The organism is Arthrobacter crusticola (assembly GCF_004357995.1).
Classification (GTDB): Bacteria; Actinomycetota; Actinomycetes; order Actinomycetales; family Micrococcaceae; genus Arthrobacter_D; species Arthrobacter_D crusticola.
The window spans coordinates 505,633-527,337 of record NZ_SMTK01000001.1 but is presented as its reverse complement, the minus strand read 5'-3'; the positions used below and the strand labels follow the sequence as shown (position 1 = coordinate 527,337).

The following is a 21,705-nucleotide window of genomic DNA, read 5'->3' as shown; positions in this document are numbered from 1 at the left end:
TCGCGCTAGCTTTCGGCGGTGTGCACCCTGACGAGCGGGCGTGGTGTCTTACAGTGAGGCATGCACCTGACCCGGAACGACCATCAGTCGCAAGCACGGCAATGGGCGTCCGTCGTCCTGATCGCACTCCTGTCCGCGGGACTCTGGGTTGGCTGGTTCGCCTGGGATACCGAGTACCAGTTCGACCCGTCCACCGGCGAAATGGCCGGACCGTACGCAATATGGCAGGGAGTGGGAGCGTTCTTGTGCGGCATGGTGGTGGCGGGGTTCGCCCACCGGCTTCTGCGCTTTGGTGTCGCGGCGCTGGTCCTTCCCGCTTCCTTCACCCTCGCGTGGATCGGCACGGCCGCCGTCGGTGATGTGACTGGCCTGTGGATGGTAGGGGCGATACTGGTCGCTTTTGGCACCACACTGGGTGCGGTTGTGCTCCTCTGCGTCGCCGCCGCCGTCATGCCGGTCAACCAGGCAGGGCCGCCGAGGTGCATGGGCGGCCATGACCATCGCGGAGAATTACCGGCGATTCGCTGACCTCGAAGTCGGGGCCTCCGCCGGACTCTGCGTCTACCCCGACCACTACAGCTACACCTACCAGCGGGCGAACGGAGCGGTCCGGCTGGGTCCTCGGCGGCCCGGGGAGGTGGTGCTCGAGTGCGACCTGCGCGGCGGTGCCACCGCCCCGGCCCGGTTTCCCGACGTGGTCTGGCGCGCCGGAATCGACCTGAATCCCATCGACGTCACCGATCCGGAAAGCCTGCGGTGGCTCGACACCCTGATCTGGCCCGAGCACGAAGCCCGTCGCCGGCGCCTCCGCGCGGCCGCGGCCGTGATCGCCGCCGACCCTCCCCTGCTCGTAGCCGGTGACCTGAACGAGGAACTCGGACGGCTGGCACGGCAGGCACCGCCCAAGGCCACCTTTGTCATCTTCCACAGCGCCGTGCTCGCGTACCTCCCACCCTCGGAGCGACAGCAGTTCGTTGACCAGGTGAGCGCCCTCGACCGCAGGACCGGGAGGGGCTTCTATGAGGGGTGGTACCCAAGGAACATCTCGTGGCGGTCGACCAGATTGCAGTGCAGTGCAGTCGGGTGGCGCGAGGAAAGTCTAGGCGGGCGCGGCTTCCTTGGTTGGTCAGTGTGCGGCTGCAAGTTCCATTGGCAGCGGCTGGGCGGTGATGTGTGCCAAGACGGTCCGGGCGAATAGGTCCGGGTTTTGGCCGTTCCAGGCGTGTCCGACCGCGGGTGCGATTCGTGCTTGAGCGCTGGGGAAAGCGGCCGCAATTTTGGTGAGTGACCCAAGGATAAGGGGGTGCTCGTTCGCCCCGGCGGCGGCGAGGACCCGCGTGGGACAGGTGCCTGAGGTGGCCGGAAGCCGATAGTTCATGAGTTCCTCGCCGATCGCGGTGAATGTGCCCCTGGCCATGGACCGGGCGGCGGCGACGTATCCCTGGTAGTCCTCTGGGGGTATAGCCAGCGACCGCGCATTGGCGCGCAGCATGACCCCGCTGCGTACGAAGGGTGCCACTAGGTGAGCGGTGGCCCGCATCAGCCTGGGGCGCGGAAAAGGAAGTACGTTGACGCCACTGACCAAGGCACTCTCCACCCTCTCCGGATGCGTGGCTGTGATCTCGAGGGCGAGGTAACCGCCCAGCGACAGCCCCACGACGTGCGCGGTACCGTCAGCCGTCGTCTCGTCGATGAGCTGGGTCAGGGCGACGACCGTGTCGTCGATCGACACCCACGGCCGGGAGGCGTTGTGGCCATGACCGGGTAAGTCGACCATGATCAGGCGGACAGCTCCCTCGAGTCGATCAACTAGGCCCCGCCACATCCAGCTCGTCGTGCCGACTCCGTGCAGGAGGATGCACGCCGGTGCATCGTCGGGGCCGGCCACGGTGGCGGACAGGGCGTCCTGCGACGATCGCGGGGACCCTGCCAGAGGAGTGCCTGGGTTCGGCCGGAGCAACGGGAGACCAATACTTCGGGACGCGTCGCCGTGCCCCTCCCCTTTAGGCAGGCCCATCATTCTCCTGCCCCTGTGGGCGCCTGAAGTGGCCGCAGTTGATGCAGCGCGGACATGCCACGCATGCAAGCTTGCCCCGTGCCGACCTCCGAAGCCGTGGGTGTCCGTTCTTGCGGGGTCAGAGCGGTCATGTGTCCACATTATCGCCCGTGAGAACATTGTCAACGCTGATAATGCTCAGTCTTGGGATCCGCCGAACTGCCCTCACACCTCGACAAGATGCTGGTCAGCGTGACAGGTTGGTCGCACCGTTCCAGGATATTCCGGGGGCCCCGGTTGGACTCGGCGAGCGATATTCATGGTGCTGCTGAAGGAATGAGCCTGGAATTTAGGTCGTGACGGCGCTGGTTCCACCCCTCAACGCGGCCTGAAGAACCGCTTAGAGGCTTGCGGGCCGGGTTCTGATGCGCGGTGGCAATTATCGGCAGCGACGTGTACTTCTCGATACGGGCCATGGCAGTAGGCCCGTCTGATCATCGGCGGCGGTCCTCTTTGCAGGATACGGGCCCGCCCTTAACACCGCCGCCGTCGTTCAGGACAGCTCGTCACGAACAAACTCTTCATTCTCGGGTCCGGTGATGCGTGAGAAGAGATAGCCAGCAAGTAGGACGACGAATGGTAGTGCGATCAGGACCCAGCCCAGCGGGCTTAGTCCCCACGGCTCCACCGAGGGATCCACGCCTTCTGCGGTTGTGCCGGCCAACAGCCCAAAGCGCGACATGAGGAGATATTCACCTATCATGAGCCCGACAAATGCCACGACCGGCGCGATTACTGTAGTGAAGATGCCTTCCTTACCCTTGTTCTTTCGGAAGTAGGCGATAACGGCGAGACAGACCAGCGCCTCGATCAGCACGATCGCCACCACTGCCAGGCCGCTGAACCAGTAAAACATGTTGAGGATCGGCTCCAGCTGGAAAAGCATGAAGAGCAGGATAACCACGCCTGTGACGGCGGAAGTCGAAAGCGAAGCACTCTGGGGAGCGCCCTTGGCATTGACCCTTGCCAACCCGCTGGGAAGCACCCCGCCACGCCCTAGAGCAAAGACGTAACGGCTCGCTGCATTCTGGAATGCCAGGAGTCCGGCAAACAGGCTTGAGAGCACAAGAATGCCCATAAGCGTGGCCATCCATCCGCCAACGTATTCGGAGGCCAGGGTGAACAGGACCGCGGCGGGATCGGCAAGCGGAACTGCGTCCACCGTCGAGTAAGTCACCGTGGCCTCGACTGCCCTGGACGCTCCCATGCCCGTCACAAGCGCGAAAGCAGTGACAGCAAACAAAGCCGTTATCAGCACAACCGCCAGGTAGGTGGCCCGCGGGACGATTCGCTTCGGATCTTTTGATTCCTCGCCATAGATGGCTGTGGCTTCAAATCCGATGAAGGAGGCAAACGCAAAGGCAAACGCGATTCCGGCCGAACCGGCCAGTCCGCCTGCGAGGATGGCCTGCGGCGAGAAGGAAGCCGCGAAGTCATAACCCTCGGGACCACCGTCAATAAGAATTGCGGCGGCGGTGATCGCGAGCGAGAGAACCTCCAGCAGCATCAGCGCTCCAAGGACTTTCGCTCCGACATCGACGCTTGCCAGCGATAGGACGGTTATGACCGCCCATGCGATCAGTGTCCAAAACCACCACGGCAGGTCAAGGCCGAGAGCACCGATTTGCCCGGCCATCAATCCGCCGAAGAACCCGAAGATAGCCAGCTGAATGGCGACGTAGGCGATCAGCGACACGAACGCGGAGCCGAGACCGAGGTGGGTTCCCATGCCTCGGCCGATGTAGGCGAAGAAAGCACCGGCATTGGTAACGCGCTGACTCATCGCGGAGTAGCCGACGCTGAACAGTAGAAGGGTCAGCCCGACGACCAGGTAGGCGCCCGGGGCAGCCGCGCCGTTTCCCAGTACGATGGCGATCGGCACTGCCCCGGTCATGCCGACCAAAGGCGCCGCAGCGGCTACGACGAAGAAGACAACGCCGATGACGCCAAGCCGCCCCCGTCGCAGCGTCGTCCTTGATTCATTGGTAGGGCTCGATCCACCGGAGGCGATCGTTTCGGTTCTGTCCATGAACTGTCTCCTCGATAAGCCTTCCCGATGACGTTGTGAAAGGCGCAACAATCCTCGGATAGTTGGTGTGGTGATGGATATCGGCCTACGAATGGCTTGACGGAGCATGACGGACGGACATCGGTCGCCGTCACGTCGGCCGGCCCGCGCTCCGCCGATGGAGAGCCCGGGACGGACACGCAAAGCACCGTGATGGTGCTCTGCGTCTCCGCTCCGCGTCGCTTCCGTGCTTTCTTGCTTGTGGAGCTCTTATCCGTTGATTACCTGCGGGACTGCCACGGCCTTCAGGCCCTCAACACCGAACTCCAGACCGTAGCCGGACTGCTTGATGCCGCCGAACGGGACGCGGGGATCGACTGCGCCGTGCTTGTTGATCCACACAGTGCCGGCCTCGATTCGCGCAGCCACCTCGCGTGCGGCCGACACATCGGAGGACCAAACTGATGCGCCCAGGCCCACCTCCAGGGCATTCGCCTTGGTGATGGCCTCGTCGACAGTGCTATAGCGAATGATCGGCAGGACCGGGCCGAACTGTTCCTCGGCGACCAATGGGTTCTCGTTGTCAATGTCGGCAACCAGAGTCGTCGGGTAGAAGTACCCTGGCTGGTCCGGATTCGGGTTGCCGCCAATGAGAACGCGTGCCCCCGAGTCCTTTGCGGAGTCCACCAGGCGGGTCACGATGTCGAACTGGGCTTTGTTCTGCAGCGGCCCGAGGACGTTCCTTTCATCAAGCCCGACGCCCATTGGCATCACCTCAGCGATGGCGGTCAGCGCCTCACAAACGTCGTCATAAATGTCCTCGTGCACATAGAGGCGCTTCAACGCGGCACAGGTCTGGCCAGTGTTGATGAATGCGCCCCAGAAAAGTCCTTCTGCGATCGCCGTAGGGTCGGCATCCGGCAGGACGATGCCGGCGTCATTCCCGCCCAGTTCGAGCGTCAGGCGCTTGATGCTGTCGGCCGAGGACTTAATGATTGCCTTGCCCGTCGTCGTGGATCCCGTAAACATGATTTTCCCGATCGCCGGGTGCTCTGCCATGCGGGCGCCCACCTCGCGATCTCCGGAGACCACGGTCAGGAGGCCGGCCGGCAGCTCCTGATTGATCACCTGCGCCAGTGCAAGGACACTCAGGGGCGTGTACTCCGACGGCTTGACGACGACGGCGTTTCCCATCCGGAGCGCGGGACCAATCTGCCAGATGGTGATCATCATCGGCCAGTTCCAGGGTCCGATTGCCCCGATTACACCAATGGGCCGGTAGTGGACCTGGGCGAAGGTTTCGCCGTCGTCGGCTACGGTCTGGGGCTCCAGTTCCGTGGTGGCCGCGGCGCGCAGCCACGCCGAGCACGCGCCGACCTCGAAACGGGCGTTGGGCCCGTTGAGGGGTTTGCCCTGCTCGCGGGAGAGAAGGTTGGCCAGTTCCTCAGCGGAGCGGTCGATGGCATCGGCGGCCTTCAGCAGGGCCTCGCTGCGCGCTTCGTGTCCGAGCGCTGCCCATGCGGGCTGGGCGGCCTCGGCCGCGGAGATCGCGGCTTCAAGATTTTCGACGGTGTGGACGGGTGCCTCGCCGACGGCCTCACCGGTCGCCGGATCCAGAATGGTGCGGGTAGGGCCCGAATCCCGAGTGATCGAGGCAAGAAGCGCGTCGTAGGTTTCCATGGTTCTCCACTTCGTAGGCGGATGTGTCCTGGGACACATTTGCTACAGAGTAGACCCGACTGGGATTTTCCACAACGGTCGAATTTAAGTCGTCACAGGTTCGCCAGGAAGCCGTCCAGTTGATGGGCATAGGACGGAAGGCTCTCCTCCGGTCCCGTTAGGGCGGCTGTGATCTGTGCGCCCAGAAACAAGTTCATGAGCTGCTCCCGGACAACGTCATCCGGGACACCGGTCGTGATGGCCCCCGCCTGCCGCGCCTCCCCGAGGTGGCGCATCAGTGCGAGTCGCCATTGCGCCATCGACTCCCGGTGGATGGCCATCTTGTGCGAATCGGTGATGGCCTTCTGCCAGAACGGAATGACGATGCGGGCTTCGCTGACTTTTTCCTCATCCACCGGCAGTACCTCTAAACCTAGGGCCCGAATGGCGGTTGTGCCGGTCTGATTGAAGGTGGACAAGGCGATCCGCTGGTTGGTGCGGTTGAAGACGTGGCGAAAGGCGAAGGTGAGCAGGTCGTCCTTGGTGGGAAAGTAGGGCTTGAGTGCCCCATTGGAAAAGCCGGCTTCAACCGCAATGTCGCGCATCGTCGCGCCCTCCATCCCCCGCCGGGCGATGATCCGCCAGGTGGCATCGACGAGCTCCAACCGGCGCTGGTCATGGTCGACTATCTTCGGCACTTGCTTTTCTCCCTGCTCTGAACCCTTGTGATCCACACTACAGGGCGCATATTCTACGGAGATAGAAAAACTCCCAGACTGAGGATTGCCATGACTACGTCCCCCACAGCGACCGCCAATTCTTACACGCTGGCCACAGCCGAAGAGATCCTCACGGCACAGAAGATCCTTAGGGACCACGGCCTCCTCGCGTCAACCAGGAGGATTGCGTACCTCGGACTGGTTGATCCAGGCCGCGCATCGGTTGCAGGCGAGGACGGCCGCCGCTTCCGAGTCTTTATTCACGACATCTCTGGCTCGGCGCCACTGGATGTGGTCGTCTCGACAACCACCGGTCAGGTCCTTTCCACGGTTGAGCTGGACACATCGACCACCGGCGAACTCCCCGTACTCGAGGAGGAGTTCGCGGTCGTGGAGGAGCTGCTGTCCACCGATGACCGATGGCTGGCCGCCCTCGCCGAGAGAAATCTCGACATCTCCAAGGTCCGTGTCGCACCGCTCTCCGCGGGGGTGTACGAATACGCAGAAGAAAAGGGTCGCCGAATCCTCCGCGGGCTCGCGTTTGTCCAGGAGCACGAGACGGACAGCGCGTGGGCGCACCCGATTGACGGGCTGGTTGCCTACGTCGACGTCGTCAGTAGAGAGGTCACCCAGATCCTGGACCTGGGTCCTATGCCCGTGCCGCAGGAGCACGGAAACTATACGGACCCCGAGCTGACGGGGCCGCTGCGCACCAGCCAGAAACCAATCAGTATCACCCAGCCCGACGGACCCAGCTTCGCCGTAACGAACGGCAACCACGTCGAGTGGGAGAACTGGAGCGTCGATGTCGGCTTCGATGTTCGGGAGGGGGTGGTGCTGCATAATCTCTCGTTCAATGACAAGGGGCAGGATCGGCCCATCATCAAGCGAGCCTCCATCGCGGAAATGGTGGTTCCGTACGGAGACCCGTCGCCCGTCCGGTCCTGGCAGAACTACTTCGACACCGGAGAATATCTCGTGGGTCAGTACGCCAATTCACTGGAGCTTGGTTGCGACTGCCTGGGCGACATCACCTACCTCAGTCCGGTGATCAGCGACGCCTTCGGAAACCCACGCGAGATTCGCAACGCAATCTGCATGCATGAGGAGGACTGGGGCATTCTCGCCAAGCACAGCGACCTCTGGTCCGGAATCAACTACACCCGTCGCAACCGACGCCTCGTCATATCCTTTTTCACCACCGTGGGCAACTACGACTACGGGTTCTACTGGTACCTCTACTTGGACGGCACCATCGAGTTCGAGGCGAAAGCCACCGGCGTCGTTTTCACCAGTGCGTACACCGAGGGTGCATCCGCCAACATGTCGCAGCTCGCGCCCGGCCTGGGGGCCCCGTTCCATCAGCACCTCTTCAGCGCCCGCCTCGATATGGCGATCGACGGCTTCACCAACCGGGTTGAGGAAGAAGACGTTGTCCGGCAACCCGTCGGGCCCGACAATCCGCGCGGCAACGCATTCTCCCGGAAACGGACTGCCCTCACGAGAGAGTCGGAGAGCGTGCGTGAAGCAGACTCCCGAAACGGCCGCACCTGGGTGATCTCCAACCCGGAGTCCCACAACCGGTTGGGGGAACCCGTCGCCTACAAGTTGCACGCGCAGGGGCAGCCCACCCTCCTTGCCGACCCGGATTCTTCGATTGCCCGGCGTGCGGCTTTCGCCACCAAGGACCTCTGGGTAACCCGGTTCGCGGAGGATGAGCGCTACCCCACCGGCGACTTCGTCAACCAGCATGTCGGCGGGGCCGGGCTGCCGGCCTATGTGGCCCAGGATCGCGACATCGACGGGCAGGACCTCGTAGTGTGGCACACCTTCGGTCTGACGCATTTTCCCCGCATGGAGGACTGGCCCATCATGCCGGTGGACACCGTTGGCTTCAAGCTTCGTCCGGAGGGCTTCTTCGACCGCAGTCCTGTCCTTGATGTCCCACCGAACGCGCCGGCTTCGGGAGGCCACTGCCACAGCTAGCCTCAGCGAGATTCACGGCGACTTCGCATCCCCGCAAGAATCAAGAGGGCGAGCAGGATCCGCCGTCGAGGTGAGGGATCCTGATGCGGCGTACCTCTTGGTCGAAAGCGCCGCCCCACAACAGGCCCGTTCTGGGCGACAATGCGTCAGTGACTATCTCGCCGATCGGGCCTCGAGCGGAGGACTACCTCAATGCAATCCGCGAAGTGTTCGGATTTGAACCCAACCTCTCTGGGTTAAGACTGATCACAGCCGAGGTGACTCATGGTTTCCTGATCGCGCAGTTCGAAAACCTCGAAGGTAGTCCTTGCCTTCGTTATGGAGCTCGCGTTTGGCTTCCCGGCAGCACTGAAGATCGTCTGTGGATTACGTATGCCGAGACGAAAGACGTCGTCGAATGGGTCCGATGGGCGGTTTGGCTGAGGGTGATGGAGGCCTACCAGACGGGCGATTACCCAGACGAGGGGCTCGGACCAGACGCTGTCCGTTGGTTGATTGACGATGTAAGAAGCGGCTAGCCGAACTGCGGAGGTCCCTCGGCGCCCTCCGAACGGGTACCCGACCGCGCCAGGGCGCGAAGCATCCTTGCTTCCGCGCGGTGATGGCGGCACAGCAGGTTTGTAACGATCCCGACCAATCAGGGACGCACCCCCCGGCCGTCGTGCAAAGTCGGTCCGGTCTTCAATGTCGATCAGGATGGTCTCGGCCTAATGGTGGTGGTCGCGCCGTCACCCGTTCGATGACTACACTCGGCAAACAATACAATTGCTTTTTATTGGGGGAACAATGGAATCAGCAGCAAAGAAGTGCATTCAGTGGGGAATTGCCCTGATTGTCGCCGGTGGATTCGTACTCGTGCTGCTCCCACAGTTGCTCGGACTCCTTGCCGAAGCCACTGGTCCTTCGACAGCTATCGGTGTCGGAGCAGTGGATCTCCTCACAGGACTGATCCGCTGGGCGATGATTCCCATGGGGACCACCCTGATCGGCGCTGCGGTCGTCATCCGGGTCCTCGCGCCCGAACTGCAACGGAGCTGCGAAACCCAGCCCTCCGGGAGGTAAGCCCCTTCGACACCGCATCGCGCCGTTGTACGTCTCACTGATCGCTTGTGTCTAGCTGCAATACTGAACCAATGTTCGACGAAGCGGCCGGGGCAAAAAGCACCGCGCGATCCCGTGTCCAGAGTGCACAATCCCTAAGCGGCCGGCTGGCATTGTGCAGTCCCACTCCTGACGATGCTGACGAGCTGTACTCGATGTACTCGGACCCCCGCCTCGCGGAGGCCGACCCCATGCTTGCCCACCCCTCGATTGCGTATACCAGGGCAGTTCTCCAGCGGCGGATCGCCGAGTGGCACGAGCACGGGCAAGGACTGTGGGTGGTACGGCACCTGCATGGATCTTCAGCGGGGGAACTGGTCGGAATCGGCGGCTGCAACTTTTGGGCCAACACCGCCTGGAACCTGTCCTTCAGCCTGCACCCACAGGGCTGGGGCCGCGGATACGCCCAGGAGATTGCCGCAGCAGGCATGGAGCAGGCGCGGGCACTACGACCCGATCTGCCTATTACGGCTGTCGTGGCGACGCGCAATACACGATCGCGGAAGGCAGTCGAGCGAGCGGGTCTCCATCAGGTGTGGCAGGGACAGGACAACCATGACCCCGACCCGACGGCGACAATGCTCTTGTACGCTGATCGGTCCTTGTCGAAGGACCAGATTCAGGCACTGACCCGATGAGGTATGCCGGCTAACGGGCGTTCGATATTTGTTTGGGTACAGCTACAAAGTAGTGCTGCCGTGACCCAGGTTCTGTCCAAGACGATGATCGGAACGTAGGTTCGAGGCGCAAGCTCAACGACCGAAGGAGGCTGGGGGCGATATGACCACGCAGGAAGCCCTACCCCTCCGCTTCTTCCTGGGAGTGCTCGTGCTCGCGGCCGTGCTGGTTCAACTCGTCGCTATTCCAGGCGCCGGTGCCAGCTACGCCCGTGCATATCCGAAGGTTGCGCAATTGGCGCCGCCCTACGTCACGGCACTTGTGGCTGCATTCATCGCTCTCGAGCTGGCATTGCTGGCAGCCTGGAAACTGGTCTCGGCTGTGGTGGCGGGCAGGGCGATGATTAGCCGGTCCACACGATGGGCCGGCATCATGGCGGCATCTCTCATGGTCACGGCTCTGATCGGCGCGGGAGTCTCCGTACACGCCGGGTCCGTTGCGCGCGTCGGCGGGCCGGCGATGCTGTTCGGGCTTCTTTTCTCCCTCGCCCTCGTTCCTGCCGCCTTCGCCTTGAGGCGATGGGTAATGGGTTGGCTTCAAAATGACGCCCCCGCCCGTGTACCCCAGTAGGCAACCCGTTGGACCATGGCGGCGGCCGGGGCTGCTTTGTTCGCCCTGTTGCTAATTCCCGCGTGGTCGGAACTCAGACGGTCTCGATTGGACAGGTGCCGATTGTTATCCCCTGAAGCCGTCGGTTATTCGTCGGCGCGGTTAGCATTCCTGCCAAGGAGGTCGATTCCGTGCTCGGATATCCTGCCAGACCGCGAGTGAAGCAGTTGCTTCCAGCTGCCGCTGGAATTGCCCTCGGTGTACTGGTGGCCGGTTGCGGCCCGGCCCGGGGCGCATGACCCCGCAGCGCAGATGCGCCCTGAACTTCTCGACATCTCCACTTCCCCGGTCGACGCAGGACGAACCATCCCGATCCGGTTCCCTCAGGAAACTGGTCGCGGCATCGCCTGGGTTTTTGAGGAGCGGGACGGCGACATCTGGCATGCCCGCTACTACCTGAGCGCTACGACCGGGGCCTACAACGGCTCCGGCTCCCCAATCCGGTGGTCGGTCGACGACGGCGAGGACAGAGGCTGGGAGGCCATAGGGATCGCCGGGCCGGGTCCAGACACCCTCCTCATCCCGGACAGCATCCGCCCCGGACCATACCGGCTATGCACCGCCAACAGCATGCCGAATATCTGCACACCACTGGACATCGCTGAACGCCTCCGGGGCGCCGGCTAGCGTTCCGGAAGGGTGCCATTCCGCGGGATACCGGGCTGCCTGCAGCATCCCGGGGTGTTATTGGTCTGGTCGTCCTGCGCCTCTCGACCACGTGGGGCAGAACCCCTCATGCTCCCGGGCACTCCCTGGGGAGTCGGGACCCGCGACACCGGGCGTGACGAAACCGGTGCCGAGCGCTACGGTCGGCCCATGGAAGCCAGGAGGATAGACCCGCGCGATGCGGTACTGGAAGTGCCTGATCCGAGGTACCGGGTCTACTTCTGGGCTGACGACGGAAGCGGAAAGGAAGAGTGGGAGCTTTCTAAGGCTGATCTCGATGAAGTGCTCCAGTGGATACCCTCGCGATCCCGCGGACGCTCCCACAGCCTGTGGGCCGTGGCCCGAGCTTCCGGATCAGAAGAGCTCTGCTTGATCCGCTTACGCGGCATCGACCTTGACGCCACACCGGGAACGTGGCCGGGATGGGCGGGGCAGGTGTACCAGTAGTCCGTAGGCATGCATCCGACGATCAGCGCGACGGCCATGACGGGCGGGGGGAATGGAGAATCGGCTTTAGGGCGCCACGGAAACGATCCTTCTCTGCCGTGGGCTGGGAGCGACGTCTGCCGGCTTTTTCCAACCCGCGCTGACGTGCTCGGATGACGACACTCTGACCGGCTAATGGGTGCTGCCTTCGAGGATCTGGCCCAGGATGCGTGCGCCTTCCTCGAAGGCCGCGGGGTTGGGGCCGGCAAAGTTCAGCCGGAGGTAGGGCCCCGCCGGTTCGGCGGGAAACCAGTCCGCGCCCGAAGCGATGATGACGCCGCCTTTTTCGCAGTCGCGGGTATACCGGTCGGAATCGGTTCCATCGGGCAGTCGGCCCCAGAGGTTCAGACCCCCTGTGGGCAGGTGGGCGACATGGATCTGCGGTGCGTGCTTCCGAAGGCTGGTGGCCAGCAGGTCCCGGCGGGAATGCAACTGGTGACGCAGCCCCCGGAGGTGAGCCTGCCAGGCCGGTTGAGTGACGACATCGAGGGCCGCAGCCTGGGTGATGCCGCTGACGTACATGGACTCGGCTCCCCGGTCGGTGAGGATCCTCTCCCGGGCCGGGCCGCGGGCTATGACCGCCGCCACGCGCAGGGCCGGGGAGACGCTCTTGGTCAACGAGCGCAGGTAGATGACATGTCCGGAGTCCTCTCCCGCTGCCAAGGGAACCGGGGTCGTGGTAATGCCGAAGTCGTGCGCCCAGTCGTCCTCGATGAGGAAGGCGCCGTGGTTGCGCACCACCTCCAGGACCTGCTCGCCGCGCTGAGCGGACCATTGGGCACCGGTGGGATTGGCGTAGTTGGGTTGGGCGTAAAACACCCGGGCCCCGGTTTCCCGGAACGCCCGGGCCAGTCCTTCGGGGTCCGGCCCCTGTGGGCCACTGGGCACCGGGACAATGACCACCCCGGCCTGGAACGCGGCGCGGATCGCCCCCCAATAGGTCGGCGACTCCATCAGGATTGGTCGGCCACGGCCGACCAAGGCCCGGAATATGGAGCTCAACCCGCTCTGGCTTCCCGGGGTGATAATCACCTCCCCCGCCGTCGGCGGTGTGATCCCGGCCGGCGTTGCTGCTCCCAGCTCGTGGGCGAACCAGGACTGCAGTTCCGGAAGACCCGCCGCCGCCGCCCGGGAAACCGCTGCGTCGCCCCGGGCGGCCCTAGCCAGTGCCCCGCGTACCAGCCGCTCCGGGAGGAGGCCGCGGTCCGGGTAGCCCGAGTGGAAGGCGATGACATCGTTGGGGGCCATGCGCAGCGCCGCCGGGGCCGGGAGCAGGGGCGACGACGGGGACGCCAGTGCGGCGCTCTGCCACCCGTAGTCCGGGGGCCGTACCGTACGCGCCGCCCGCACGAAGGTGCCCACCCCTGGTCGGCTGTCTATCAGCCCCTGGATGGCGAGCGCGCTCAGAGCCTTCTGTACTGTCACCGGGCTGACCCGGTGTTCGGCCACCAATTCCCGCGTGGAGGGCAGGCGTGCTCCGGGCGCGGCGCCCGCGATCCACTTCCGCAAGTGGGCCGCGAGCACCTTACTGCTATCGTTGGTCATGAAGCCATATAGTAGCGCTACTCTTCCTTCCCGCCTACCGCTACCCCTCGCGCCGTCCGGGCTCGGGTGGGCCCTGTGGGGGGTGGCCGCCTTTTCCCTCACCGGGCCCCTGACCCGGGTGGCCGTAGGGGGCATGTCGCCAATGTTTATCGGCTCGGGCCGTGCAGTGCTTGCCGCAGCGCTGGCCGCCGCCGCCCTCCTGCTGACGCGGCAACAGCTTCCGAGGAAAGTCCAGTGGAGCCGGCTCGCCGTCGTCGCCGGCGGTGTCGTCGTCGGGTTCCCGCTGCTGACCTCCTTCGCACTGACCACCGCCGAGGCCAGTCACGGCGCGGTCGTCATCGCACTCCTGCCCGCGGCCACAGCAGCTGCGAGCGTCCTGCGGGGACGGGAGCAGACCCGGCCAGCGTTTTGGGCCGCCACCGGGGTCGGCGCTGCGGCAGCTCTGTCCTTCGCATTCGTCCAGTCCGGTGGATTCGGGCACCTTCAGTGGGCGGACGTGCTGTTGATGGGCGCGGTGGCCAGCGCCGCCATCGGGTACGCCGAAGGGGGCATGTTGGCACGTGAGCTGGGCCCTTGGCAGACCGTGTCCTGGGCGCTGGTGCTGGCCGCGCCCCTCATGTTGGCCCTGACGACCGTGTCGGTCCTCCAGCACCCTCCTGCCGGAACTCCCCTGCAGTGGGCCTCTTTCGTCTATTTGGGCGTCGTGAGCATGTTTCTCGGATTCTTCGCCTGGTACCGCGGCCTGGCCATCGGCCCCATAGCGCAGGTCAGCCAGATCCAACTCGTCCAACCGGTCCTGAGCATCTCGTGGGCGGCACTGCTGCTCGGCGAAGGCCTTACGGCTGCCACCATTCTCGGAGGATTGGCCGTCGTCGCCTGCGCCGGGATCACCGCGCGCATCCGGAGCAGCCCCGGCGAGCACGTGAAGCGAACCTAGGGCACGTTCGCCGGCTTCAGTCCCAGTTCGCCACCACTGCCTCCTCGTCCTGGACAGGGCTCGGAGTATTGTCGCCGGAGTGATCACTCCACACTTCACGCACCGCGGAGTCCAGCCAGACCCGGAAAGTTGCACGGACCGTCGACAACTTCGTGCGACGTCGGAACGGGTTGCAGGTCAGCCCGGCTCCAAGGCTCTTGTATTCAGGTCTTGACACAACAACCTGCCCACGCTTGTATTGCAGAAATTACATAAGAATCTGGGGGGCCCGTGAGATCGATATGGATAGTGGTCGCACTACTCGCCCTGGCCCTGCTGGCCGCCGCGGTCGGGATGGTGCTGCGCCGAGTGATCGGTTTTGCACCCGTCAACTCGTGGGACGGAGCAATCGCCGGCGCCGGACATAGTCAACTCGCTGCGTCAATGTACCGCACGGAGGCTCGGGCGAGCTTGACGGCCCTCATCCTCGGCGTCGCCGTCGCCGGACTCATGTGCATGATGGGCTCAGGGTGGACGCAGGGGTACGGCCTGCCCTTCGCCCTCGCTGGCAGTGCCGGCACTATCGCGGGTCTTCTGGCCTTTTCGCTGTATCCCCGCCCGACGTGGACCTTGGTTGAAAGCGGGCGCACTGTGGCCGAGCTTCAGCCGCGAAGCGCGACATCGTTCGCCCGGCAGTGGGTGTTTGCCCTGCCTTTGGCCTCCGCAATCATGCTCATGCTCTGTCTGGTGTTGACCGGCGTCTTCTCGGCCACTGACGAGAACGGCCTGCACCGGGTGTTCCAAAGGCGGAGCCTAGCCGGTTGGGGGGTGGAGAACGGGCAGATCATCGACGTGCAGTACACCATTTCCGCCAGCGGCCCGTTCCCGGGCTGGTACTACGGAATCCCCGTCATCGTCGGCACCATCCTGACGATTTCGGTCGTTTGCTGGTCTCTCCGTCGGATAGCTTCGACCGCGCGGCCGCCGTCCATGGACCTGTTCGGTGCCGATGGGCTACTTCGGATGCTGAAGACAACCTTCGTGATGGCCGCTTCGAGCTCCGCCCTCGCCTTTCACATCGCTGGGCTCGCGGCAGTGGCGGGAAGCGTTCTGCGTTCGTCCCACCGGGATCCCGTCCCGACAGCCGATCTGACGGTCGCACCAAGCACGATAGCGGTCGAGCCGGGATACACCCTCGCTCTGATCCTGATCCTCGCTTCGCTCGTGGTCGCTGTCGCGGCCGCCGTCCTCCTGGTCAAAGCCATCACCGTCACGACAAGCATGCGGTCCATTGCGCGAAAGATCGCGGGTCCGCATGCGGTACCGGCACGATGATCAGCGTCGATGCTTCATCGGTGTTGTCGCCTGCCGAGCAAATACGCTCCCAGCTGGCGGCGCAAATACGCACCGGGCAACTGCAACAGGATTCACGGCTGCCTCCCGTGCGGCAACTGGCCGCTGACCTCCGAGTTGCGCCCGGAACTGTCGCAAAGGCCTACAAGGAGCTCGAAAGCATGGGGCTCATCCGCACGGCCCGCGCAGCAGGAACCCGCGTCAACCCCGGCCACACCGCCACCGGACCACTCATCAGGGCAGCCGAGGAATTGGCGCGACAAGCAGCCGCAGAAGGACTGGACCTCATCGGAGCCCAAGGACTGCTCGCGCACGCCTGGATCGAAGCGTCTGGTGGAAGTGGAGGCACTTATCAACGGTAGGCGGGGCGCGCATCGCTGGAAATGGGCAGGAGGACAACCGGGTCTATCCCCGCGGGGCGGGGACCGCGCGGTTCACTGGGTGTCTGCGCCTCAGCCTCACCGGAACGGTCGGGTTGACAACGGGAGTGACTCCGATGGCCCTGCGCCCCACATACCTGAGCCTGAGCGTCCGCCGGTTTGCCGGGGCCGGGACGAAGCTGCCTCGGACGGTTGCGGTCCTGTAACGATCATCCACCCGGGACCAGCAAGCAGTTTCCCTCGCGATGTGGCCGTGATTGGGTCAGCGTAGCCCCAGCGCGTCCGCGTTCGGGGATGCGCGGCGAATTAGTGGCATCAGGGGGAAGTCAGTGAACGGGCGCGGACTGGTACGGGCGGTGGGGGCACTTGCCCTCGTCGGGGTTTTGACCGGCTGCAGTACGACCCCGGCGTTCTCGGTGCTCCAGAATGCGCCCGTTGACAAGGACCAGCCCGCATCCCTCAACACGGAGGGCGTGGTCGCCCGGGAGACCATACGCTTCTTGGCCGAGGAGGACGGACGTTCCTATTACGTTGCCCGGCCCGCCGATGGCTTGGAGCGGACCATCTGTCTGATCATCGATCAGGACGGTCAGGCAGTCATCGGTTGCGGTGGATACATCGAAGGCGCGCTGACGCCCGCTGTCGGTGTCACCACCCCGGACGTTGAAGTGCTGCTTGCGCCAGACGGCTACGACGTCGAGGAGTACGCCGAGCTGGGATGGACTTCACTCCACCCGAACCTCATCCTGCGCTAATGACGCGGTCCCGCGGCACTGCTCATCGCCGGGGTTCCGCCGCACGTCGGGAAGGTTAGGATCGGCCGGAGGAAGGGGCTGAGGAGGCCGCCTGGGGATCGGCTAGGGTCGACTGCATGGTGATGCACGATGACCAACTGCTCCTTGACGAGGAAGCTGCTCGCAGGTTGATCGTCGAGCAGTTCCCCCGTTGGCGCCACGAGCATATCCGCCGTGTCCGGACGGACGGGACGGTCAACGCCATCGTTCGGATCGGCCCCCACCTCACCGCGCGTTTCCCCCTTCGCTCGGTGGACGCGACCGACATGCGGGCCGAACTGACGCGAGAAGCAGCAGCCATGCGCGAGCTGACCGCCTGTTGTCCTTTTCCAACACCCGTGCGCATTGCCGAGGGCGCTCCCGACCACGGCTACCCCCTGCCGTGGTCGGTGCAGACCTGGCTGCCAGGGCAGGTGGCAACACCCGGCGGTCTGGCCAACTCCAGAGCTTTTGCCCACGATCTCGCGGACCTCGTACACGCCCTCCGAAGCGCCGACACCGGAGGGCGCCACTTCGCCGGTACTGGCCGCGGCGGAAATCTGCAGGATTCCGATGACTGGATGAGCATTTGTTTCCGCAGGAGCGAAGGCCTGCTTCCGCTCGATCGGCTCCGTGCCCTCTGGGCTGAATTTCGACTCCTGCCGACCGCCGGCCCCGACGTCATGACGCACGGTGACTTGATTCCCGGGAACCTCCTGGTCGAGGGCGAGAGGCTGGTCGGGGTCGTCGATGGAGGCGGTTTCGCTCCTGCGGACCCTTCACTCGATCTTGTCGCCGTATGGCACCTGCTCGGCGCAGAGGGCCGGGCCTGGTTCCGCCGGGAACTGGCCTGCACCGATCTTGAGTGGAGGCGTGGGGCAGCCTGGGCCTTCCAGCAGGCAATGGGCCTGGTCTGGTACTACCAGCGGTCAAATCCGGGAATGAGCGCCCTGGGGAGAAGCACGTTGACGCGCATTGTTGACGACCGGGAACTGTCCGAGTCATTCCCTGCTATCTCGGGCGGCTTCCCGCATCGATCTGACGCGTGAGGACCGGGTTGTCGAGGGCTCACCCTCGACCGGCACGTCGAATGATGAGCACATGGGGCCAGCTACACGGTATGCATCAACAGGCGCGCCGCGAGAACGGAATGCCGCCTCCACCGCAGCCGATGAAGTGCAGCGCCGGGTTGTTGGTGCGACGATCCTTCAAAGCATCGGCATGTTCCTGCTGTTTCACGTCGCCCAGGTCGGCGCTCCCGATACCGATAGGTCGCTTGGACTGATTTACGGTGCCATGTATGCGGCTGTCGGATGGTCGGTCCTGGGAATCAAATCACGGCTAAATCCCTGGGCCTACCTGCTCGTTTCCTGCCCTTGCCTCTGCTCCTGCTCGATCATTACTCACGCTACCCCTGGCGAGCCGCACTGGACTGCACTGCGGGCGTGGCTCTCCTTGGCTTGCTGATCGCCCTTCCGGAGTTCTGGCTGTCACTTGAAGCATCTTTCGCCGGCGTCTCCGCCATCGCCGGTTTCGCGCTGACCTGGCTGACGAGGTCGCGCGGATAGCTGCCCATCCTTCTTGGAAGTCTGTCGTCGACACAGCAGGAGAAGGGCACACCTGCCCGGGTGCACCCGCCGCACGGTTGCAGCCGCGAACATTGCCGGTGTGCTTGACTGGCGGGATGAATATATGGGGACCCACCAAAGCGGCATCGAAGCTCCGTAAGGGCGACCGGGTGGCGGTCCTTTCGCCGTCATTCGCTGCTCCCGGATTCGCCCCCGCGGTCCACGAACAGGCAATGACCCGATTCGCGGCGGTGACCGGCCTTGTACCCGTGGAGTTCCCGACGACCCGCCGGCTCGGTGCATCCGCTGAGGACCGTGCCGCCGATCTCAACGCGGCCTTTGCTGACCCCACCATCAGGGCCATCCTCGCCACGGTCGGCGGCGACGATCAGATCACCGTCATCCCGCATTTGGACGCCGACCTCGCGCGAGCCGACCCCAAACTCTTCCTCGGCTACAGCGACAACACCAATCTGCTGAACTGGCTCTGGTCGCATGGAATCGGCGGTTTCTACGGCGGTTCCACCCAGGTCCACCTCGGGCCCGGTCCCGGCATAGACGAGGTCCACCTTGCCTCCCTGCAAGCCGCTCTCATGGCCGGCGGCGAGCTCACGATCACCGATCCAGGAGAATCGGAGGACTTTGGCCAGGACTGGCGGGATCCGCGAGCCCTCGTCGAGTTCGGTGAGAGGGAACCGACTGAGCCCTGGGTCTGGGCCGGACCGAAGCAGGTCGTGTCGGGCAGGACCTGGGGCGGATGCCTCGAAGTCCTCGACCAGCTCGCTCTGGCCGACCACCTACCGCCGGTCAAGGACCTCCACGGGGCCATCCTCCTCCTGGAGACCAGCGAGGAGCTCCCGCCTGCCGACTGGGTGAAACGGTGGGTCCGTGCGCTCGGTGAACGCGGCATCCTCGACGCCGTCGACGCGGTACTCGTCGCACGACCCCCCACCAGCAGCTTCGAGCTCCGGCCCGGTGCGGCGGAGCGCTCCCGCCTCAGGGCGGCCCAGCGGGACGCCGTCATTGAACAGATCACCCGTTACAACCCCGGGGCCGTCATCTGCGTCGGAGTCCCCTTCGGCCATACCCGCCCACAGTGGATCCTGCCCTACGGTGGCAACATGACAATGAACGGATTGGACCGCACGATCACGGCTCACTACGGCTGAGACAGTGCAAGCCCCTCTCGAGACACCGCCGTGGCCCGTGGATGACCCACGGCACGCGGGTGTGCTCCTTCGCCGGTTCCGCGATGCCGACGCCGGGATGGCCGTGGAACTATCCCGCGACGCCTACGTCCCCACAACTGGTACCCTGCCCGCCCACGCGTCGCATCAGCAGGCCCTGGCGTGGGTCGAACGCCAGCGACAGCGCCATAACGAGGGAACGGGATTCTCCTTTGCCATCGCCGTCGCCGCGACCAGCCGCTGCGTGGGACAGATAGGCCTGTGCACGCAGGAGTTGAACAAGGGACGCGCCCAGGCCGGTTACGGGGTGATCCCCCGAGAGCGCGGCCGCCGGATTGCCGCCCGCGCGCTGTTGGCACTTCTCGATTTCGCCTGGACCATTCCAGAACTGCACCGGGTTGAGCTCTACATTGAGCCGTGGAACACCGCCTCGATCCGCAGCGCCGAACACGCCGGGTTCCAGCGCGAAGGACTCCTGCGCAGTCATCAGGAAATCGCCGGAGTGCGCCGAGACATGCTGGTGTATGCCTCAGTCAGAAACCCCCCGGCGTGAGCACCGGGACACCCTGTCGGGGAAGCGTGGCCGTCCCTGCATTGATATTCGTGAGGTCTTGCTGCCCCCTGCTTGTGAACAATGGCCGCTAGGGTGACCTCATGAAGGCACTCACCTACGCTTCCCATGACCTCGTGGTGGCTACTGTCGACAGCATCGATGTGCGCTTCGCCGGGGTGGTGCAAGGAACCGCTCCGGGCTTTGTTGGAATGGGCGCCGGCGAACCGAGCGTTAACCTTTTCCTCAGCGCAGTCCGCGGACCTGAGACCATGGCCCGGGATACCCGGTTCCTTTGGCAACGCGGGGACTGGGCCGCCCGCGGAGGCGCTTCAGGACCTGAAGCCACTGAAGCTCCACCAGTGATGCCGGGCATCGCCGTGTTCGAGCGCATCACCACCCATCTCACCGATGAGGTTGGCACCCAGTACCGGCAGGCAGGAGGCAAAGTGGCCGGCGACAGTACCGAGTGGGATGCAATGTGGGTGTTTGTGCCGGCCCCGCCTCGATCCGCCCAGACACTGCGTCTGGAGTTCCGTGTCGATGGTGAGCCAACAGGACGGTATTGCGAACTGACGATGTGAGGATTTTGATGCCCGGCATGATGCTCTGTCAGGGGATCGGTCAGTATAAAGACCGTAAGCCGGACGACGGTCGCGAAGGTGTTCAGGGCGGGGACTGGCGACCACGACAACAGATGGAGGCACGGATGACGGGAACGACGGCGGACGATGTGCTGGCCGAACTTGCCTCTCTCGAGGATCCACGGATGCGCGCGGTGAACGAAAAGCACGGCGATGACCACGGGGTGAATCTCAGCAAGCTGCGGGGCATCGCCAAGCGGTTGAAGACCCAGCACGATCTGTCCCGTGAGCTATGGGCCACCGGTGACACGGCAGCCCGCCTGCTGGCACTTCTCATCTGCCGGCCGAAGGAGTTTGGGCGCGATGAGTTGGACGCAATGTTGCGCGAGGCCGACGCTCCGAAGGTTCAGGACTGGTTCGTCAATTATGTGGTGAAGGTGAGTCCGTACGCCGAGCAGCTCCGCGTCGAATGGATCGACGACGCAGATCCGGGCGTCGCCAGCGCGGGATGGGCCCTCACGAGCGAGCGGGTGGTGAAGAAACCGGAAGGGCTCGATCTGGGCGGGCTGCTCGACACCATCGAGGCGGAGATGAGAGAGGCTCCCGACCGGTTGCAGTGGGCGATGAACCACACCCTGGCCCAGATCGGTATCGCACACGAGAATTTCCGAACCCGCGCAATTTCCATTGGGGAGCGGCTCGAAGTGCTGAAGGACTATCCGACCCCGCCGAACTGCACCTCACCCTTTGCGCCGATCTGGATCAACGAAATAGTGAGCCGTCAATCACGCCGGTGAGGACCGGAGGCTGAAGGACGCTCTCTACGGACCGACAATGGCATACCGGCGCCATGGCCGTCCGACAGGAATTGCGTGGAGTGG

At 64.3% G+C, this 21,705-nt stretch carries 23 protein-coding genes; 18 read left to right on the top strand and 5 right to left on the bottom strand.

The features are described from left to right. The first annotated feature begins 60 nt into the window (after nt 1–60). Nucleotides 61–528 (top strand): hypothetical protein, encoded by a 468-nt coding sequence (locus E2F48_RS02485; protein ID WP_185149773.1) that lies wholly within the window; start codon nt 61–63, stop codon nt 526–528. Next, nucleotides 494–1,198, top strand: a complete 705-nt coding sequence (locus tag E2F48_RS02480; RefSeq protein ID WP_133402403.1) for a DUF2332 family protein — start codon at nt 494–496, stop codon at nt 1,196–1,198. Before E2F48_RS02485 ends, E2F48_RS02480 begins: the two co-directional genes overlap by 35 nt. Here E2F48_RS02480 and E2F48_RS02475 read toward each other — a convergent pair. The 4 genes from E2F48_RS02475 to E2F48_RS02460 all read right to left on the bottom strand — a co-directional run bounded on the left by E2F48_RS02475 (nt 1,127) and on the right by E2F48_RS02460 (nt 6,421). After that, nucleotides 1,127–1,888, bottom strand: coding sequence for an alpha/beta fold hydrolase (locus E2F48_RS02475; RefSeq protein WP_165968667.1), 762 nt, complete (start codon nt 1,886–1,888; stop codon nt 1,127–1,129). The two genes, E2F48_RS02480 and E2F48_RS02475, sit on opposite strands and share 72 nt — an antisense overlap. A gap of 661 nt (nt 1,889–2,549) precedes the next feature. Further along, entirely contained in the window at nt 2,550–4,085 is a 1,536-nt protein-coding gene (locus tag E2F48_RS02470; RefSeq protein WP_133402401.1) for an APC family permease, read from the bottom strand. A 249-nt stretch (nt 4,086–4,334) separates the two neighbouring features. After that, nucleotides 4,335–5,744: an aldehyde dehydrogenase family protein gene (locus E2F48_RS02465; protein ID WP_133402400.1), complete on the bottom strand. Its 1,410-nt coding sequence runs from the start codon at nt 5,742–5,744 to the stop codon at nt 4,335–4,337. A gap of 92 nt (nt 5,745–5,836) precedes the next feature. Beyond that, nucleotides 5,837–6,421: a TetR/AcrR family transcriptional regulator gene (locus tag E2F48_RS02460; protein WP_133402399.1), complete on the bottom strand. Its 585-nt coding sequence runs from the start codon at nt 6,419–6,421 to the stop codon at nt 5,837–5,839. A gap of 90 nt (nt 6,422–6,511) precedes the next feature. Here E2F48_RS02460 and E2F48_RS02455 point away from each other — a divergent pair, with 90 nt between their 5' ends. The 6 genes from E2F48_RS02455 (at nt 6,512) to E2F48_RS02425 (ending at nt 11,443) form a co-directional block, all read left to right on the top strand. Further along, nucleotides 6,512–8,428, top strand: a complete 1,917-nt coding sequence (locus E2F48_RS02455; RefSeq protein WP_133402398.1) for a primary-amine oxidase — start codon at nt 6,512–6,514, stop codon at nt 8,426–8,428. Nucleotides 8,429–8,577: 149 nt separating this feature from the next. After that, on the top strand, nt 8,578–8,946 hold the full coding sequence (locus tag E2F48_RS02450; protein WP_133402397.1) for a hypothetical protein: 369 nt from the start codon (nt 8,578–8,580) through the stop codon (nt 8,944–8,946). Between the two features lie 268 nt (nt 8,947–9,214). Further along, nucleotides 9,215–9,490, top strand: a complete 276-nt coding sequence (locus E2F48_RS02440; protein ID WP_133402396.1) for a hypothetical protein — start codon at nt 9,215–9,217, stop codon at nt 9,488–9,490. A 71-nt stretch (nt 9,491–9,561) separates the two neighbouring features. After that, nucleotides 9,562–10,167 (top strand): GNAT family N-acetyltransferase, encoded by a 606-nt coding sequence (locus E2F48_RS02435; RefSeq protein ID WP_133402395.1) that lies wholly within the window; start codon nt 9,562–9,564, stop codon nt 10,165–10,167. Between the two features lie 142 nt (nt 10,168–10,309). Beyond that, nucleotides 10,310–10,777, top strand: a complete 468-nt coding sequence (locus tag E2F48_RS02430; protein WP_133402394.1) for a DUF2975 domain-containing protein — start codon at nt 10,310–10,312, stop codon at nt 10,775–10,777. 291 nt (nt 10,778–11,068) lie between these two features. Continuing rightward, entirely contained in the window at nt 11,069–11,443 is a 375-nt protein-coding gene (locus E2F48_RS02425; protein ID WP_133402393.1) for a hypothetical protein, read from the top strand. A 657-nt stretch (nt 11,444–12,100) separates the two neighbouring features. Here the strand turns inward: E2F48_RS02425 and E2F48_RS02420 are convergent. Then, nucleotides 12,101–13,513, bottom strand: a complete 1,413-nt coding sequence (locus tag E2F48_RS02420; protein WP_133402392.1) for an aminotransferase-like domain-containing protein — start codon at nt 13,511–13,513, stop codon at nt 12,101–12,103. Here E2F48_RS02420 and E2F48_RS02415 point away from each other — a divergent pair. The 10 genes from E2F48_RS02415 (at nt 13,512) to E2F48_RS02375 (ending at nt 21,621) form a co-directional block, all read left to right on the top strand. Next, a complete protein-coding gene (locus E2F48_RS02415; protein ID WP_133402391.1) occupies nt 13,512–14,450 on the top strand; it encodes a DMT family transporter in 939 nt (312 codons plus the stop codon). The two genes, E2F48_RS02420 and E2F48_RS02415, sit on opposite strands and share 2 nt — an antisense overlap. 288 nt (nt 14,451–14,738) lie before the next feature. Further along, nucleotides 14,739–15,764 (top strand): hypothetical protein, encoded by a 1,026-nt coding sequence (locus E2F48_RS02410; protein WP_133402390.1) that lies wholly within the window; start codon nt 14,739–14,741, stop codon nt 15,762–15,764. After that, nucleotides 15,761–16,144, top strand: a complete 384-nt coding sequence (locus tag E2F48_RS02405) for a GntR family transcriptional regulator (protein WP_133402389.1) — start codon at nt 15,761–15,763, stop codon at nt 16,142–16,144. The genes E2F48_RS02410 and E2F48_RS02405 overlap by 4 nt, the downstream gene beginning before the upstream one ends. Nucleotides 16,145–16,491: 347 nt before the next feature. Continuing rightward, entirely contained in the window at nt 16,492–16,917 is a 426-nt protein-coding gene (locus E2F48_RS02400) for a hypothetical protein (RefSeq protein ID WP_133402388.1), read from the top strand. 116 nt (nt 16,918–17,033) lie between these two features. Beyond that, nucleotides 17,034–17,984, top strand: coding sequence for an aminoglycoside phosphotransferase family protein (locus E2F48_RS02395; protein ID WP_185149772.1), 951 nt, complete (start codon nt 17,034–17,036; stop codon nt 17,982–17,984). Nucleotides 17,985–18,380: 396 nt separating this feature from the next. Beyond that, a complete protein-coding gene (locus E2F48_RS17705; protein ID WP_281274781.1) occupies nt 18,381–18,503 on the top strand; it encodes a hypothetical protein in 123 nt (40 codons plus the stop codon). Between the two features lie 116 nt (nt 18,504–18,619). Then, nucleotides 18,620–19,672 carry a S66 family peptidase gene (locus E2F48_RS02390; RefSeq protein WP_133402387.1) on the top strand — a complete coding sequence of 351 codons (1,053 nt, stop codon included), beginning with the start codon at nt 18,620–18,622 and terminating at the stop codon, nt 19,670–19,672. Nucleotides 19,673–19,676: 4 nt separating this feature from the next. After that, nucleotides 19,677–20,243 (top strand): GNAT family N-acetyltransferase, encoded by a 567-nt coding sequence (locus E2F48_RS02385; RefSeq protein ID WP_246018483.1) that lies wholly within the window; start codon nt 19,677–19,679, stop codon nt 20,241–20,243. Between the two features lie 101 nt (nt 20,244–20,344). After that, nucleotides 20,345–20,824 carry a hypothetical protein gene (locus E2F48_RS02380; RefSeq protein WP_133402386.1) on the top strand — a complete coding sequence of 160 codons (480 nt, stop codon included), beginning with the start codon at nt 20,345–20,347 and terminating at the stop codon, nt 20,822–20,824. A 125-nt stretch (nt 20,825–20,949) separates the two neighbouring features. Continuing rightward, entirely contained in the window at nt 20,950–21,621 is a 672-nt protein-coding gene (locus E2F48_RS02375; protein ID WP_133402698.1) for a DNA alkylation repair protein, read from the top strand. Nucleotides 21,622–21,705: the final 84 nt, after the last annotated feature.

Coding starts and splice junctions, on each gene's coding strand:
- E2F48_RS02440 (WP_133402396.1), top strand. CDS start 9,215: ATGGAATCAGCAGCAAAGAAGTGCATTCAGTGGGGAATTGCCCTGATT.
- E2F48_RS02465 (WP_133402400.1), bottom strand. CDS start 5,744: ATGGAAACCTACGACGCGCTTCTTGCCTCGATCACTCGGGATTCGGGC.
- E2F48_RS02430 (WP_133402394.1), top strand. CDS start 10,310: ATGACCACGCAGGAAGCCCTACCCCTCCGCTTCTTCCTGGGAGTGCTC.
- E2F48_RS02415 (WP_133402391.1), top strand. CDS start 13,512: ATGAAGCCATATAGTAGCGCTACTCTTCCTTCCCGCCTACCGCTACCC.
- E2F48_RS02435 (WP_133402395.1), top strand. CDS start 9,562: ATGTTCGACGAAGCGGCCGGGGCAAAAAGCACCGCGCGATCCCGTGTC.
- E2F48_RS02470 (WP_133402401.1), bottom strand. CDS start 4,085: ATGGACAGAACCGAAACGATCGCCTCCGGTGGATCGAGCCCTACCAAT.
- E2F48_RS02485 (WP_185149773.1), top strand. CDS start 61: ATGCACCTGACCCGGAACGACCATCAGTCGCAAGCACGGCAATGGGCG.
- E2F48_RS02395 (WP_185149772.1), top strand. CDS start 17,034: ATGGTGATGCACGATGACCAACTGCTCCTTGACGAGGAAGCTGCTCGC.
- E2F48_RS02375 (WP_133402698.1), top strand. CDS start 20,950: ATGACGGGAACGACGGCGGACGATGTGCTGGCCGAACTTGCCTCTCTC.
- E2F48_RS02380 (WP_133402386.1), top strand. CDS start 20,345: ATGAAGGCACTCACCTACGCTTCCCATGACCTCGTGGTGGCTACTGTC.
- E2F48_RS02480 (WP_133402403.1), top strand. CDS start 494: ATGACCATCGCGGAGAATTACCGGCGATTCGCTGACCTCGAAGTCGGG.
- E2F48_RS02425 (WP_133402393.1), top strand. CDS start 11,069: ATGCGCCCTGAACTTCTCGACATCTCCACTTCCCCGGTCGACGCAGGA.
- E2F48_RS02455 (WP_133402398.1), top strand. CDS start 6,512: ATGACTACGTCCCCCACAGCGACCGCCAATTCTTACACGCTGGCCACA.
- E2F48_RS02420 (WP_133402392.1), bottom strand. CDS start 13,513: ATGACCAACGATAGCAGTAAGGTGCTCGCGGCCCACTTGCGGAAGTGG.
- E2F48_RS02405 (WP_133402389.1), top strand. CDS start 15,761: ATGATCAGCGTCGATGCTTCATCGGTGTTGTCGCCTGCCGAGCAAATA.
- E2F48_RS02390 (WP_133402387.1), top strand. CDS start 18,620: ATGAATATATGGGGACCCACCAAAGCGGCATCGAAGCTCCGTAAGGGC.